Origin of the sequence: Zoogloea sp., from assembly GCF_044344315.1 — a bacterium.
Lineage (GTDB): Bacteria > Pseudomonadota > Gammaproteobacteria > Burkholderiales > Rhodocyclaceae > Zoogloea.
Genome location: NZ_JBIJDC010000023.1, coordinates 17,599 through 30,872, shown reverse-complemented (window position 1 = coordinate 30,872; position 13,274 = coordinate 17,599). Strand labels below are relative to the sequence as shown.

13 protein-coding genes are annotated in these 13,274 nt (G+C 65.7%); 4 read left to right on the top strand and 9 right to left on the bottom strand.

Annotated features, from left to right (window positions below):
* Window positions 1-13: 13 nt before the first annotated feature.
* From ACIQ09_RS07350 to ACIQ09_RS07315, 8 genes are all read right to left on the bottom strand, one after another.
* On the bottom strand, window positions 14-1,123 hold the full coding sequence (locus ACIQ09_RS07350; RefSeq protein ID WP_398307731.1) for an amidase: 1,110 nt from the start codon (window positions 1,121-1,123) through the stop codon (window positions 14-16).
* Window positions 1,124-1,570: 447 nt separating this feature from the next.
* Window positions 1,571-2,557, bottom strand: a complete 987-nt coding sequence (locus tag ACIQ09_RS07345; protein ID WP_398307729.1) for a HEAT repeat domain-containing protein — start codon at window positions 2,555-2,557, stop codon at window positions 1,571-1,573.
* 27 nt (window positions 2,558-2,584) lie between these two features.
* A complete protein-coding gene (locus ACIQ09_RS07340) occupies window positions 2,585-3,466 on the bottom strand; it encodes an ABC transporter ATP-binding protein (protein WP_398307727.1) in 882 nt (293 codons plus the stop codon).
* Window positions 3,463-4,257 carry an ABC transporter permease gene (locus tag ACIQ09_RS07335; RefSeq protein ID WP_398307725.1) on the bottom strand — a complete coding sequence of 265 codons (795 nt, stop codon included), beginning with the start codon at window positions 4,255-4,257 and terminating at the stop codon, window positions 3,463-3,465. The genes ACIQ09_RS07340 and ACIQ09_RS07335 overlap by 4 nt, the downstream gene beginning before the upstream one ends.
* The gene (locus ACIQ09_RS07330) at window positions 4,254-5,669 is read right to left on the bottom strand and encodes an ABC transporter substrate-binding protein (protein WP_398307723.1); all 1,416 of its coding nucleotides are present in this window, start codon (window positions 5,667-5,669) and stop codon (window positions 4,254-4,256) included. Before ACIQ09_RS07330 ends, ACIQ09_RS07335 begins: the two co-directional genes overlap by 4 nt.
* 40 nt (window positions 5,670-5,709) lie before the next feature.
* On the bottom strand, window positions 5,710-5,955 hold the full coding sequence (locus ACIQ09_RS07325) for a ferredoxin family protein (protein ID WP_299869445.1): 246 nt from the start codon (window positions 5,953-5,955) through the stop codon (window positions 5,710-5,712).
* A gap of 15 nt (window positions 5,956-5,970) precedes the next feature.
* Window positions 5,971-7,731, bottom strand: coding sequence for a fumarate reductase/succinate dehydrogenase flavoprotein subunit (locus ACIQ09_RS07320; RefSeq protein ID WP_398307720.1), 1,761 nt, complete (start codon window positions 7,729-7,731; stop codon window positions 5,971-5,973).
* A 3-nt stretch (window positions 7,732-7,734) separates the two neighbouring features.
* Window positions 7,735-8,502 carry a GntR family transcriptional regulator gene (locus ACIQ09_RS07315; protein WP_398307718.1) on the bottom strand — a complete coding sequence of 256 codons (768 nt, stop codon included), beginning with the start codon at window positions 8,500-8,502 and terminating at the stop codon, window positions 7,735-7,737.
* 435 nt (window positions 8,503-8,937) lie between these two features.
* On the opposite strand from ACIQ09_RS07315, the gene ACIQ09_RS07310 reads away from it, so the two are divergent.
* Together ACIQ09_RS07310 and rpoH are read left to right on the top strand one after the other, a co-directional pair.
* Window positions 8,938-9,774 (top strand): class I SAM-dependent methyltransferase, encoded by an 837-nt coding sequence (locus ACIQ09_RS07310; protein ID WP_398307716.1) that lies wholly within the window; start codon window positions 8,938-8,940, stop codon window positions 9,772-9,774.
* 132 nt (window positions 9,775-9,906) lie between these two features.
* On the top strand, window positions 9,907-10,761 hold the full coding sequence (rpoH, locus tag ACIQ09_RS07305) for an RNA polymerase sigma factor RpoH (protein ID WP_398307714.1): 855 nt from the start codon (window positions 9,907-9,909) through the stop codon (window positions 10,759-10,761).
* 66 nt (window positions 10,762-10,827) lie between these two features.
* Here rpoH and ACIQ09_RS07300 read toward each other — a convergent pair whose 3' ends face one another.
* Window positions 10,828-11,448, bottom strand: a complete 621-nt coding sequence (locus ACIQ09_RS07300; protein WP_398307712.1) for an SCO family protein — start codon at window positions 11,446-11,448, stop codon at window positions 10,828-10,830.
* Between the two features lie 130 nt (window positions 11,449-11,578).
* Between ACIQ09_RS07300 and ACIQ09_RS07295 the strand changes: the two genes are divergently transcribed.
* On the top strand, window positions 11,579-12,046 hold the full coding sequence (locus ACIQ09_RS07295) for a DUF2244 domain-containing protein (RefSeq protein ID WP_398307710.1): 468 nt from the start codon (window positions 11,579-11,581) through the stop codon (window positions 12,044-12,046).
* Between the two features lie 46 nt (window positions 12,047-12,092).
* On the top strand, window positions 12,093-13,268 hold the full coding sequence (gene coxB / locus ACIQ09_RS07290) for a cytochrome c oxidase subunit II (RefSeq protein WP_398307708.1): 1,176 nt from the start codon (window positions 12,093-12,095) through the stop codon (window positions 13,266-13,268).
* The last annotated feature ends 6 nt before the right edge of the window (window positions 13,269-13,274 follow it).

Here is a 13,274-nt window from a genome sequence, read left to right as displayed (position 1 = left end):
TTGAGAGTTGGTGTCACTGCAACCGACTGGCCACATGCCGGGCCACGGCACATAGCAATTCGTCGTGCCCCCTGGCCGCGACCAGTTGCAGGCTGACGGGGAAACCGCTCCGGGCTGGCAGCGGGATGGCAATGGCCGGATGGCCGGACAGATTGAAGGGGCGCACCAGCGAGGTCATGCTGACCAGCCGGGAGGTATCGGCAGCCTGGTCCAGGCTGGGCGGGGCATCGGCCATGGTCGGCAGAGCGAGCACGGAGAAGCTTTCCAGTGCGGCATCCACCTCCGCGGTGAAGGCATCGCGGACGGCGTTGGCGGCCGCCACATCGGCCGGGGTGGTGCGGGAGGCGGCCATCAAGCGCTGGGCCACGTCGGCGCCCACCTTGCCGGTCTCGACCAAGTGGCCACAGGCCGCCCAGGTTTCGGCGTTGATGACGGCAAGCCCGGCCTGGTAGGCCGCATCGAAATGGGCGAGCCGGACCGTCCCGGCCGGCAAGCCGCTACCGGCCACCACCCCGGCCACGGTCTGGCGGATTTCCGCCACTGCCGGGACATCCACCAGGCCGATGGACACCTCCTCCAGCCCCGGCAGCGCGCCGAAGCTCGGGTCGATGGCCCGCATGCAGGCAATCAGGCTGTCCATGTCGGCCGCAAACGGCCCTACACAATCCAGGCTGGTAACCGCCGGCATCACGCCCTGACGGCTGACCCGCCCGAAGCTCGGCTTGAGCCCGAAGACGCCGCAACAGGCCGCGGGAATGCGGATGGAGCCGCCCGTGTCGGAACCCAGGGCCACATCCACCACCCCCGCCGCCACCGCCGCGGCAGATCCGCTGGACGAACCACCGGGAACGAGATCCGGAAAACGGGGATTCACCGGCGTGCCAGCCCAGGCGTTGATGCCGGTGGTGCCGAAGGCCAGCTCGTGCATCGTCGCCTTGCCGGTGATGCGGTAGCCCGCAGCGAGCAGCCGCTCGACCACTTCGGCGTTGCGCGCGGCCGGAGCCGCATCAGCCAGCGCCTGGCTGCCCGCCTGGGTCGGCACACCGGCCACGTCGATCGAATCCTTGATCGCCACGGCCGGGCCGGTACCGCCCAGGTTCAGGGTCTTCACAAACATGTTCATCCCGCCCCCCCTTGAAAAGAGAACCCGGTTGCCGGCTCCAAGCCGCCCGCCAGGGCCTTTGAATAACAATCACTGATGCAAAGATTAGTTTTGCTAATTTCCGATGTCAACGGAAATTTCACGTGAATGTTCAAGTAATTTTCCAAAAAACTCTCTTGTCGAACGCCTCTCTGGCCAGTGCTGCATCTGCTCCAAGCCCTTCATGGAAAACAGCTAAAAACCTCCAATGCACAGAGCGTGCCAGAAAAATTTGCGTGATTAATCAACCATTAAACCAGGAACAAACAGGAGCTTTTGCACCCTTACGATGCGTGGTGCACTGCACTGGTGCGCTCCCGAAACGAAAAAATGGGCACCCCGGGAAGGGAGTGCCCATTTTTCCGCCTGCGGCCCTGGGGAGGTGATCCCCCTGAGGTCCGGATCTGCCCGGATACGCCGTGAAAGAACTCAGGACGCGCCGACGATGCTTGCGCCCTGGATCTGGGCGATCGCCAGGCGCGCCGACTTGCGGACTTCGGGGTCCGCGTCGCGGGTCGCCCCGGCGAGGGCATCGAGGGCCGTGGGGGCACCGATTTCGCCCAGGGCGATGGCGGCCTCCTTGCGCAGGTTGGCCGACGAATGGCCCAGGGCGAAGGCCGCCAGCGGGGCAACTGCCCGGGTGTCCCGGAGACGACCGAGGGTACGCGCCGCCCGCTGGCGGACCTGCCAGTAGTCATCTTCCAGCGCGCCGATCAGCGCGGCAGCGGCTTCGGCCAGACGGAGCTTGCCGATGGTGGTGGCGGCCTCTTCACGCACCTGCCAGACGGGGTCGCGCAACGCGCTCAGCAGGGCTGGCAGCACGCTGGCATCGGTGGCCAGGCCAAGGGCACCCACGGCGGCGCGACGCACCTCCGCTTCGGCGTCACCTTCGGCGAGCCGGGTGAGCACCGGCAGGGCGTCGGGGTGCTTGAGCCATCCCAGCACGCCCACAGCCTCGAAGCGCACCACCGCTTCGGGGGCAAGCGCCGCGGCCAGGGCCGGCTCGAAGCTCTCGGGCAGGCGCAGCTCGCGCAGGGCACGCAGCACGCTGGCGCGGACAAACGCGGCCTGCTGGCCGAGGGCAGCCACCAGCAGGCGGCCGCTCCCGGGCAGACGGATCTCGGTCAGGCTGTGGGCCGCCGCCTCGCGCACGCCGGCATCGGCGTCGCCCAGGCTGGCCAGCAGGGCGGTGACGGTTTCGGGGCTCTCCCAGTAGGCCAGGCGGCCGGCGGCTTCGGCGCGGACCTCGGGCTCTCGGTCGGAGAGGGCCGCCACCAGCCAGGGGGCGTGGTCCTCGTTCTCCAGCTCGGCCAGCTCGATCAGGGCGAGGCGGCGCACCGTGGGGTCGTCAGCCGTCAGGCGGGGGTGGAGCTGCGCCAGATCGGCATCATCAATGGGGGGAAGTGGCAAGGTCATCGGAATGGAGTGTCAGCAGTTCGGGGGTCAGTCTGGATAGGCGGCATCGGTATCGGCCACCCTCGCCGAGCTCAGCGGCGACAGGCGGGCCAGGGGCACCGTCACTTCGGGGTCACGCAGCAGGGCCAGGCAGTGGCGCTTGTAGTCGACGAAGGTGGCGCCGGTCAGCCATTCGGCCGTGCGCGGACGCCCGGCGGGCACGCGGATCTCCTCGATCACCCGCCCGGGGCGGGCGCTCATGACCAGGATGCGGTCGGCCATGAACAGGGCTTCGTCGATGTCGTGGGTCACGAACACGACCGTCATGCGGCGTTTGGTCCACAGGGCCAGCAGCAGCTCCTGCATCTTCAGGCGGGTCAGCGCATCCAGGGCGCCGAACGGTTCGTCCATCAGCAGGACCCGGGGCTGATTGATGAGCACCCGGGCGATCTCCACCCGCTGCTGCATGCCGCCGGACAGGGCGGAAGGGTAGTGATGCTCGAAGCCCTCCAGGCCCACCTCCTTCAGCCAGGTCATGGCCTGCCGGTGGCGCTCCGCCCGCCCCACCCCGCGCATGCGCAGGCCGTAGGCGACGTTGTCGCGCACCGACAGCCAGGGAAACAGGGTGTGGTGCTGGAACACCAGGCCACGCTCGGGATCGGGGCAGCCGATGGGCTGCCCGTCGAGCAGCAGGCTGCCGCGGGACGGTGTGAGGTGGCCGGCCAGCGCCCCCAGCAGGGTGGATTTGCCGCAGCCGGACGGGCCCAGCAGGCAGACGAATTCGCCCGGCCGGATGTGCACCGACACGTCCTGCAGGGCGGTGAAGCGGTCGGCCCCGGCCCCCAGGTCGATGGAAACCCGGTCAATGTCGAGGCGCCCCGTGGACGCGGCAGCCGGGGCGAGCTCGGACAGGGAGAGGATGGCGTTCATGAGCGGCCTCCAGGGCTGTACCAGGGCATCAGGGCATGGCCGATACGATGCAGCAGGGCACTGCTGCCCATGCCCAGCATGCCGATCAGGAGCATCCCGACAATGATGTTGGCGTAGTTCTGCACGGTGTAGGACTCCCAGGTGTAGTAGCCGATGCCGTACTGGCCCGAGATCATCTCGGCAGTGACCAGGCAGAACCAGCAGGTCCCCATGCCGATGCTCAGGCCGGTCAGCACCGAGGGCGCCGCGGCCGGCAGGATGACCCGGGCAAACACCGCCCAGCGGCGCGTGCCCAGACTGCGGGCCGAAGCAATCAGGCGCGGGTCGACCCCGTGCACCCCGTGGATGGTGTTGAGCAGGATGGGGAACAGGGCGCCGATGAAGGTGATGAAGATCATGCTGCCCTCGGAGGAGGGAAACATCAGGATCGACAGGGGTATCCAGGCCACCGCCGGGATCGGCCGGGCCACCTCGAGGGGTGGCATCAGGGTTTCCCGGACCCAGCGAAAGCGCCCGATCACCAGCCCCAGCGAGACCCCGACAAGGGCGGCGATGAGGAAGCCGAAGGCCACACGGCTGAGACTGCTGCCCAGGTGATTCTGCAGCTTGGGCGACTGGAGCAGATCCCAGGCTGCATGCACCACCTCGAGGGGCTGCGGGACGTTCTGGAAGGTCACCAGGCCCAGGTTCATGTGCCTGGACGAGGCGAAATGCCAGAGCGCCACGCAGACCAGCAGCGACAGCAAGGGCAGCACGCGGCGTGCGACCGATTGTTGTCCGTGGGCTGTCACCTTCCGGCTCCCGACGTCTTGAGGGCGGCGAAGTCGAGCAACTGGCCCTTGTTGGTCGAGGCGTAGGCGACCGCGGCGTCCTTCTGCAGGAAGGCGCTGACTTCGCCCTGGGCATCCCGGGCGAACCAGGCCTGGGGCGCCAGCAGCTTGATGCCGTGGATCAGGTCATGCACATACACCGCCCGCACCGCCTTGCCGGACTGTTCGAGCTTGCGCAGGTCCTGGAAGGCGTTGGCGATGGTGGCGTAGTGACGCACCCTGGGCTCGCCCGCCACCCACAGGCCGGCCAGACGGCGGGTGTCGGTGATGGGCTTGCCGGTGACGGCATCGTTGGCCTTGAGGGGCAGCTTGTCGTAGTTCTTCAGGCGGGCGTCGTAGTTGAGGCCGGACTGCTTGAAGGCGGCGCGGATGTACTGGTCATCGATGAAGGTGGCCGGATCGGGCGTCACCTCGATACGGCGCATCAGGTGCAGGGTGTCGATGGAGGTCTTGAGGGCCTGGCGGTATTCCGGCTTCCAAGTGAAGTCCCGGGTCTGCAGGCCCAGGGGGCCGTGGAACAGGTAGCTGACCGGCGCCTCGATGCCGGTGTGCTTCTCGATCAGCTCGCTGTACTTCTCGGGATCGCTGGCGAACAGGCGGTCGGCCTCGATGGCCGCGCGCAGGAAGGCCACCACCACCTCGGGGTACTTGCGGGCGAACTCGGCATTGACCAGGGAACCGTGGAAGGTCGGAGTGGCCGACTGCACGCCGTCATAGATCTTGCGGGCGAAGCCCCGGTAGGGGAACAGCTCGGCGAAGGGCACGAAGTCGGCGTGGGCGTCAATCTTGCCGGCCTGCAGCGCCGGGCCGGCCACCTCCGGCGCCTGGGTGATGATGTTCACGTCCTTCTCGGGGTCGAGGCCCTGGCGCTTGAGGGCGCGCAGCAGCATGCCGTGGGCGGCGGAGGCGAAGGGCACCGAGATGGTCTTGCCACGCAGTTCGGCCAGGGTGGTGGCACTGGAATCCCTGGGCACCACCACGCCGTTGCCGCTGCCCTGGGTGCTGCCCGACAGCACCGTGATGAACAGGCTCTTCTTGCCGGCCTTCTGGAAGGCGGCGCCGTTGGCTGAGCCGGGGAAGTCGGCCATGGTGCCGATGTCCAGCTTGTCGGCCACCATCTCGTTGGTCAGCGGGGCGCCGGAGGTGAAGTTCTTCCACTGGATGTCGTACTGCACGTCCTTGTACTTGCCGTCCTTGGGCAGGTACTTGTCGAGCAGCTTGAGCTCGCGGATCAACAGGCCGCCGGTGGCGCAGTTGATGGTGGTGTCCTGGGTGCCGATGGCCAGGCGCAGGGTTTCGGCGTGGGCGCCGAGGCTGACTGTCATGGTGACGAGGGCCGAGGCCGCGAGCCGGGTGAGGTTCGAAAATCGCATGGAAAGCTCTCTCTATATATGTATGGGGTGAAGCGGAAAATCAGCGCAGCAGGTAGGGAATGGCGACGTGGATGGCGCCGGTCGGGCAGTCCTTCTGGCAGGGCAGGCAGTACCAGCACTCGTCACGCTTCATGAAGGCCTTGCCGGTCTGGGGGTCGATCTCGAGGATGTCCATCGGGCAGACGTCGATGCACACGGTGCAGCCCTTGTGGGCGATGCACTTGTCGAGATCCACGGTGACGGCGGCCTCACTGAACTGGGCGATGCTGCGGGGTTGGAATGCCATGGGTTTCTCCAGGGGTCAGACGGTGGCGGCCGTGTTTTCGGTGGGGGCCTTCGGCGCGACACGCAGCCGGTCGTAGGCATCCCTTTCCTGTTCGGCGATGGGGACGATGTAGGGTTCGACGGGCCGCTTGTGGTGACTCATCCGGCCAGATTCGTCCTTCTTCAGATGGGCGTGGCAGAACCACTCGGCGTCATTACGCTCCGGGTAGTCCACCCGCAGGTGGTAGAGGCCCCAGCGGCTCTCGGTGCGGAAGAGCGAGGCACGGGCGGCCATCTCGGCGCAGTCGCGGATCACCGAGGCCTCGGCGCAGCGCATCAGCTCGTGGGCGTCGCTGGCGTGCAGGTGTTCAAGGTCCTCGCCGATTTCGGCAAAGCGGTCGAGGGCCAGCTCGTATTTACGGGTGACCTTGGGCGGTTGCAGGTAGTCGTTAACAAAGCGCCGCAGTTTGTATTCCACCTGCAGGGGCGGCAGGCCATGGTCGCGCAGCAGCGGGGCATAGATGCGCGCCCGCTCGCGGGCCACCTGCTCCGCATCCACCGGGGAGAAGTCGAGGCTGCTGGCCCGCTCCGCCGCGCTGTGCCCGGCGAACCAGCCGTAGGCGAAGGCGCCCAGCATGTAGTTGTGGGGCACGGCAGCCATGTCGCCGGCGGCATAGAGACCCGGCACGGTGGTCTCGGCCCGCGCGTTCACATGCACACCGGAGGCGCTGTGGCCGCTGCAGAAGCCGATCTCGGAGATGTGCATCTCCACCATCTGGTGGCGGTAGTCGGTGCCACGGCCGGCATGGAACTGGCCCCGGCTGGGGCGCTCATTGCTGTGCAGGATGGTCTCGATGGTCTGGATGGTTTCCTCGGCCAGGTGATTGAGCTTGAGGAAGACCGGGCCATTGCCGCCCTGCAGCTCCTGGTAGAACTCCAGCATCATCTGGCCACTCCAGTAGTCGCACTCGATGAAACGCTCGCCCCGGCTGTTGGCGGTGTAGCCCCCCATGGGCCCGGCCACGTAGGCGCAGGCCGGACCGTTGTAGTCCTTGATCAGCGGGTTGATCTGGTAGCACTCCAGGTTGGCCAGCTCGGCCCCGGCGTGATAGGCCATCACGTAGCCATCCCCGGCGTTGGTGGGGTTCTCGTAGGTGCCCATCAGGTAGCCGGATGCCGGCAGGCCCAGGCGCCCCGCCGCCCCGCAGGCCAGGATCACCGCCTTGGCGCGGATCACGTGGAAGTCGGCCGTGCGGGAATCAAAGCCCATCACGCCGTTCACGCTGCCGTCGGCCGCAGTGAGCAGGCGGGTGGCGATGATGCGGTTGGTGATCTCCACCCGCGCCCGCTTGAGCTGGCGGTAGAGCACCTTCTTGACGTCATGCCCCTCGGGCATGGGCAGCACGTAGGTGCCCATATGGTGCACCTTGCGCATGGCGTAGTCGCCGATGGCATCCTTCTCGAACTTGACGCCCCAGCGATCGAGCTGCTCGATGGTGGTGAAGCTGTGCTTCGCGTAGGCATACACCGTGGATTGATCGACGATGCCGTCGTTGGCGATGGTGATTTCCTTGGTGTATTGCTCGGGTGTGGCATAGCCCGGCACGACGGCGTTGTTGAGGCCGTCCATGCCCATCGAGATGGCGCCGCTGCGTTTGACGTGAGCCTTGTCCAGCAGCAGCACGCGCAATTCTGGATTACGCTCCTTGGCCTTGATGGCGGCCATGGGGCCGGCGGTGCCGCCTCCCACCACCACGATGTCGTATTCGCTTTCGCGTGTATCCAATTGATAAGACATGAGTCACTCCACTGACGATGGACTGCGGTCCACCTTGAATCGGTATTGAAAGGTGTCGCCCCTGAAATAGAGGAATTCGTAATCCACCGGGTGTCCGGTGCTGTCATGAGTCAATCGCTCGACGCGCAGCAGCGGTGCCCCCTCGGGCACGTTCAGGCGGGCGGCCAGCTCGGCGTCGGCGGCCACCGCATCCAGGGCCAGGTCGGCCTGGCCCAGCGGAAGGGCGCAGTCGTTCTCCAGAATCACGAAGATGTCACGCACTTCCAGATCGGCTCGGGCCACCTGACGCCCGATGTCCAGCGGCAGCCAGGTGAGCTCGATGGAAACCGGCTCCCGGTCGAGCAGGCGCAGGCGACGGATCTCCACCACCGGCGCCCCCTTCGGCAGGCCGAGGCGTGAGGCCACCTTCTGGTCCGCTGACACCTCGGAAAGCGCCAGCAGGCGGTTGCGCACCTCGTAGCCATGGGCCCCCATCTGCTCCGCAAAGCCTTGCAGGCGGGTCACGTTCTGGACCGCCTTGGGGCGGCTGACAAAGCTGCCGCGGCCCTGCTGGCTATAGATCAGCCCTTCCCTCTGCAGGGCCCCCAGGGCCTGACGCACGGTGATGCGACTGACCTCGAAAAGCGTGCCCAGCGCGCTTTCCGAGGGAAGCCGCAGCCCCGGTGGCCAATCGCCATCCAGGATCCGCTCACGCAGGGCCTGATGAATCCGCCGGTAAAGGGGGGCTTCGGACAAAGGCGCGGGTGAAGCTTGAATATCGGTATCGAGCATCTCAACTTGTCATAACAAGATGAGTGCAATCTATTGATCTGGATCAATATTGGGAAATGAAAATAAATGGGATCGATATACAAGAAAGATCAATGGGCCTTTTTTCTTGTTATTGAATAAGGCGCCACCCGAAGGGCTGTTGAATAATCAACACCACAGTGTTTGAATTTCAACAGCTCTCACGCAGGCAATTGCGGAAAATCGGCCAATCTTTATATTTCAATTGGAAAATCAACCGTCCATAGCCATCTTTCCGGCCCATTTCATCCTGTTCGGACATGGCGCGAAAACTGCTCAGGCAACACAACAATCGGCCTCGCGTCACCAGCACGACGCGCCACCCGACAGCCACCGATCGGTGACAGGTTCTGCGAAGATGCCTGCCCCATCCTGCAAACACCCACCTGCCGCATGTCTTTTCGAGCCCCGGCTGCCATGCCCGACCGTCGCCGCTTCCTGAATCACCTGGCTGCGCTGCCCCTGCTGTGCGGCCCCCTGCCCCTGCGTGCCACCACTGCCGACGAAGACACGGCACTGCGCGCCGTCATTGCCGGCAGTCACCGCAGCGCTGCCAACCGGGCCCGCGATACGGCCCGCCACCCTTACGAGACCCTGCGTTTCTTCGGCCTGCGCCCTGGGCACAAGGTGATCGAGATCGCGCCAGGTGCAGGCTGGTTCACCGAGATCCTGGCACCCTACCTGCGCGAACACGGCGAGTACTACGCCGCCCATTACGGCTACGACACCCCCCTGGAATACCGCCGCAATCTGCGCCGCGGCTTCGATGCGAGGCTGGCCAGCCGCCCCGATCTCTACGACCGGGTCAGGATGGGCCTGTTCACCACCACCGACACGCTGGGCGGCATTGCCCCCGAAGGCGGCGCCGACCTAGTGCTGACCTTCCGCAACGTGCACAACTGGATCGAGGCCGGCCACCTGGATGCAAGCCTGCAGGCCTTCGCGCGGGCCCTCAAACCCGGCGGCGTGCTGGGCGTCGAAGAGCACCGGGCCGCACCGGGCAGCTCGCTGGAGACGATGAAGCGCAGCGGCTACGTCACCGAGGCCTTCCTGATCGAGCGCGCCCGGGCCGCCGGGTTTGAACTGGCCGCCCGCAGCGAGATCAATGCCAACCCGACGGACACCCGCGACCACCCCAACGGTGTCTGGTCGCTCCCCCCGACGCTGCGCGGGGGCGAGGTGGATCAGGCGCGCTTCCTGGCCATCGGGGAGTCCGACCGCTTCACCCACCGCTACATCCGGGCAGGCCTGTGACATCCATCCTGACTCCCCGCCACCATGCGGGGCGCAGACCCATCATCAAAATCATCGCCGGGGAACCAATCCGCCCCCTTAGCACTCACAGGCCGGGAGTGCTAACATTGGCGTCAAGGAGGTAGTTGCAAGATGTCCCATACCCTGTCGTTTCCCGTCCCGTCCGCGGTTGGCAGCCTGGATCAATACATCCAGAGCGTGAATCGCATCCCGCTGCTGACCGAGACGGAAGAGTCCGACCTCGCCCACAGCTTCCGGGAAAACGAAGACCTGGAAGCGGCGCGCAAGCTGGTGCTTTCCCACCTGCGGCTGGTGGTGGCCATTGCCCGCGGTTATCTGGGCTACGGCCTGCCCCACGCCGATCTGATCCAGGAAGGCAATGTGGGCCTGATGAAGGCGGTCAAGCGCTTCGACCCCGACCGGGGCGTGCGTCTGGTGTCCTTCGCGATCCACTGGATCAAGGCCGAGATTCACGAGTACATCGTCAAGAACTGGCGGCTGGTCAAGATCGCCACGACCAAGGCCCAGCGCAAGCTGTTCTTCAACCTGCGCAGCATGAAGAGCAGCAGCAGCACCCTGCAGGGCGAGGAAGTGCTGGCGGTGGCCCAGCAGCTCGGCGTCAAGCCTGAAGAAGTCCGCGAAATGGAAACCCGCCTGTCCGGGCAGGAGATGGCCCTGGAAGGTGGCAGCGACGATGACGAGGAGCGCTTCGCCCCCATCGCCTACCTGGCCGACCCCCACGCCGAACCGTCCGACGTGCTGGCCCGCCGTCAGGCTGCCCGCCTGCAGGACGAAGGCCTCCACCACGCCCTGGCGACCCTCGACGAACGCAGCGCCAGCATCGTGCGGCGCCGCTGGCTGACCGAGGGTGATGCCGCCACCCTGCATGAGCTGGCCGCCGAGTACGGCGTATCCGCCGAGCGCATCCGCCAGATCGAGGCCAAGGCCATGCAGAAGATGCGCACCCAGCTGGCCGCGCTGGCCTGAGCGCCATCCTCCCGGAAAAAAGGGCAACCCGCGGGTTGCCCTTTTGTTTTTCAGCGCGCCGGGAAGCTATTTGCCCGCCAGCAGCTTGCGCAGATCACCGACGATCACCTCCGGCTTCTCTCCGTGCTTCACGTACAGGCGCAGCCGCCCCTGAGGGTCGAAGACGTAGGTGCCGGTAGAGTGATCGACCGTATAGGCGGCGCCCTTGGTATCCCCCTGCTTCTGATAGAAGACCTTGAAGTCCCTGGCCACGGCGGCCGTCGTGGCGACATCACCGTATAGACCGGTGAAGCGCGGGTCGAAGGCCGGTACATACTCGGCAAGCAGCGCCTGGGTATCGCGCTCCGGATCCACGGTGATGAACAGCACCTGCAGCTTGTCGGCATCCGGCCCCAGCTGGCGCATGACTTCCGACATCCCGAGCAGATTGGTCGGGCAAACGTCCGGACACTGGGTATAGCCGAAGAACAGGGTCACCACCTTGCCCCGATAGTCGGCCAGGCTGCGCGCTGCCCCTGTGTGGTCGGTGAGCTGAAAGCCCTTTGCATAATTGGCACCCGTGATGTCAGTGCTGGCAAAGCCGACGTTGGCACCACCGTCTCCGGCCGGCGAACAGGCCGTCAGCCCCCCCAGCCCCACCATCAGCGCCGCCAAGGCGGCAGTGCTGCAACGCAGCAACGAAATCATTTGATTAGTCCTGTTTATTCAATCATTTACAGACACATCAAGTGCACTGCAAAAGGAAACGCCGATGCTACACTGAGCCCACAATTTGATCTGCGTCAAATAGCCGCAGACAGGGCCTGGAGGAGACGCCATGGCTATGACAAAAACAGAGGCAGCGGGCGCGCAGGAATGGACTGCGCGTCCCAACTGCTCCCTGACCCCGACAGCACGCCGCAATCTCGTCTGCGGCATTCTTGCAGCAAGCCTGCTCGTGAGCGGCGGCTTCCTGCTTGCCGGCGCCTGGCTGGTGCTTCCCTTTGCGGGCCTCGAGCTCGCCGCCCTCTATATTGCCCTGCGCGCGCTTGATCACGCTGACTCGGCCAGTGAAACCATACGCCTTGAGGGCGATCGCCTCACCGTCACCACCCGCTTCCTCGGCCAGGACCGGCAGCAGAGCTTTTCCACCGCCTGGGCCCGTGTCAGTCTTGAGGCCGGCGATGCTCCCGATCCGCTGATCTGCATCCGCTCCCATGGCCGCAGCTGCCACGTGGGACACCTGATGACTCCGCCCCAGCGGCACCAGTTCTTCTCCGATCTCTCCAGGCGGCTGCGCAGCTAGACCGCGAAGCCGAATTGATCATCCCACGAAAAGACGAGGCCGAGACTTGACCCGACTCAACCCCCGACCCCCTGGCAGGCTTTTCGCAGGTCTCAGCCTCCTTCTCGCCGCCGGCACCGCTCTCGCCGACTACACCTGGAACTTCCCCACCCCGGTCACCCCCATCGCCCGGGACACGCTCCACATCCACAATGAGTTCATGGTGATCATCACCGTGCTCTTCGTGGTGGTGTTCTCGATCATGGTCTATTCCATGCTCAAGCACCGCAAGAGCAACGGCGCCGCACCCGCCACCTTCACCGGCCCCACCGGCGCCTTTCAGTGGTTCTGGGTGCTGGTGCCGTTTGGCATCCTTCTCTTCATCGACTTCGTGCTGATGGGCATACCGGCCTTCCACGCGGTGATCGAGATGGAGGACACGCGCACCAAGGCCGACATGGTGCTCAAGGTCACCGGGCTACAGTGGAAATGGCAGTACGAATACCCCGACTCCGGCATCAAGTTCATCAGCACCATGTCCACCCCCCGCGAGCAGATCGAGGGCAAGGAGGCCAAGGGCGAGAACTACCTGCTCGAGGTGGATAACGAAGTGGTGCTGCCGGTGGGCAAGAAGGTGCGCGTGCTGCTCACCTCCACTGACGTGATCCACACTTGGTGGGTGCCCCAGTTCGGCGTCAAGCGCGACGCGATTCCGGGCTTCCTGCGCGAGACCTGGGTGCGCATCGAGGAGCCCGGGGTGTATCGCGGCCAGTGCGCCGAACTGTGCGGCAAGGACCACGGCTTCATGCCCGTGGTGGTGCGCGCCGTGCCCGAAGCCGAATACGTCGCCTGGGTGGACAAGAAGAAGACCGAGATGGCCGCGGCGGCAGCCGGCAGCGACCGGGCCTGGACCAAGGACGAACTGATGGCCGCCGGCAAGGCTGGCTACGAAAAGAACTGCGCCGCCTGCCACCAAGCCGAAGGGCAAGGCATCCCGCCGGCCTTCCCGGCCCTGGCGGGCAGCAAGATCGTCACCGGCCCGCTGCTCTCGCCGGAAGGCAAACTGATCCCCGACAGCCATGTAGACCGGGTCTTCAACGGCAAGGCCGGCACGGCCATGCAGGCCTTCAAGGCCACCCTGTCGGACGCCGACCTCGCCGCCATCATCACCTACGAGCGCAACGCCTTCGGCAACAACAAGGGCGACATGATCCAGCCCGCCCAGATCAAGGCCCTTCGCTGAGGAGCA

Excerpts from the sequence above, each read along its gene's own strand:
- ACIQ09_RS07350 (WP_398307731.1), bottom strand. The coding sequence starts at position 1,123 with ATGAACATGTTTGTGAAGACCCTGAACCTGGGCGGTACCGGCCCGGCC.
- ACIQ09_RS07345 (WP_398307729.1), bottom strand. The coding sequence starts at position 2,557 with ATGACCTTGCCACTTCCCCCCATTGATGATGCCGATCTGGCGCAGCTC.
- ACIQ09_RS07340 (WP_398307727.1), bottom strand. The coding sequence starts at position 3,466 with ATGAACGCCATCCTCTCCCTGTCCGAGCTCGCCCCGGCTGCCGCGTCC.
- ACIQ09_RS07330 (WP_398307723.1), bottom strand. The coding sequence starts at position 5,669 with ATGCGATTTTCGAACCTCACCCGGCTCGCGGCCTCGGCCCTCGTCACC.
- ACIQ09_RS07325 (WP_299869445.1), bottom strand. The coding sequence starts at position 5,955 with ATGGCATTCCAACCCCGCAGCATCGCCCAGTTCAGTGAGGCCGCCGTC.
- ACIQ09_RS07320 (WP_398307720.1), bottom strand. The coding sequence starts at position 7,731 with ATGTCTTATCAATTGGATACACGCGAAAGCGAATACGACATCGTGGTG.
- ACIQ09_RS07315 (WP_398307718.1), bottom strand. The coding sequence starts at position 8,502 with ATGCTCGATACCGATATTCAAGCTTCACCCGCGCCTTTGTCCGAAGCC.
- ACIQ09_RS07310 (WP_398307716.1), top strand. The coding sequence starts at position 8,938 with ATGCCCGACCGTCGCCGCTTCCTGAATCACCTGGCTGCGCTGCCCCTG.
- rpoH (WP_398307714.1), top strand. The coding sequence starts at position 9,907 with ATGTCCCATACCCTGTCGTTTCCCGTCCCGTCCGCGGTTGGCAGCCTG.
- ACIQ09_RS07300 (WP_398307712.1), bottom strand. The coding sequence starts at position 11,448 with ATGATTTCGTTGCTGCGTTGCAGCACTGCCGCCTTGGCGGCGCTGATG.
- ACIQ09_RS07295 (WP_398307710.1), top strand. The coding sequence starts at position 11,579 with ATGGCTATGACAAAAACAGAGGCAGCGGGCGCGCAGGAATGGACTGCG.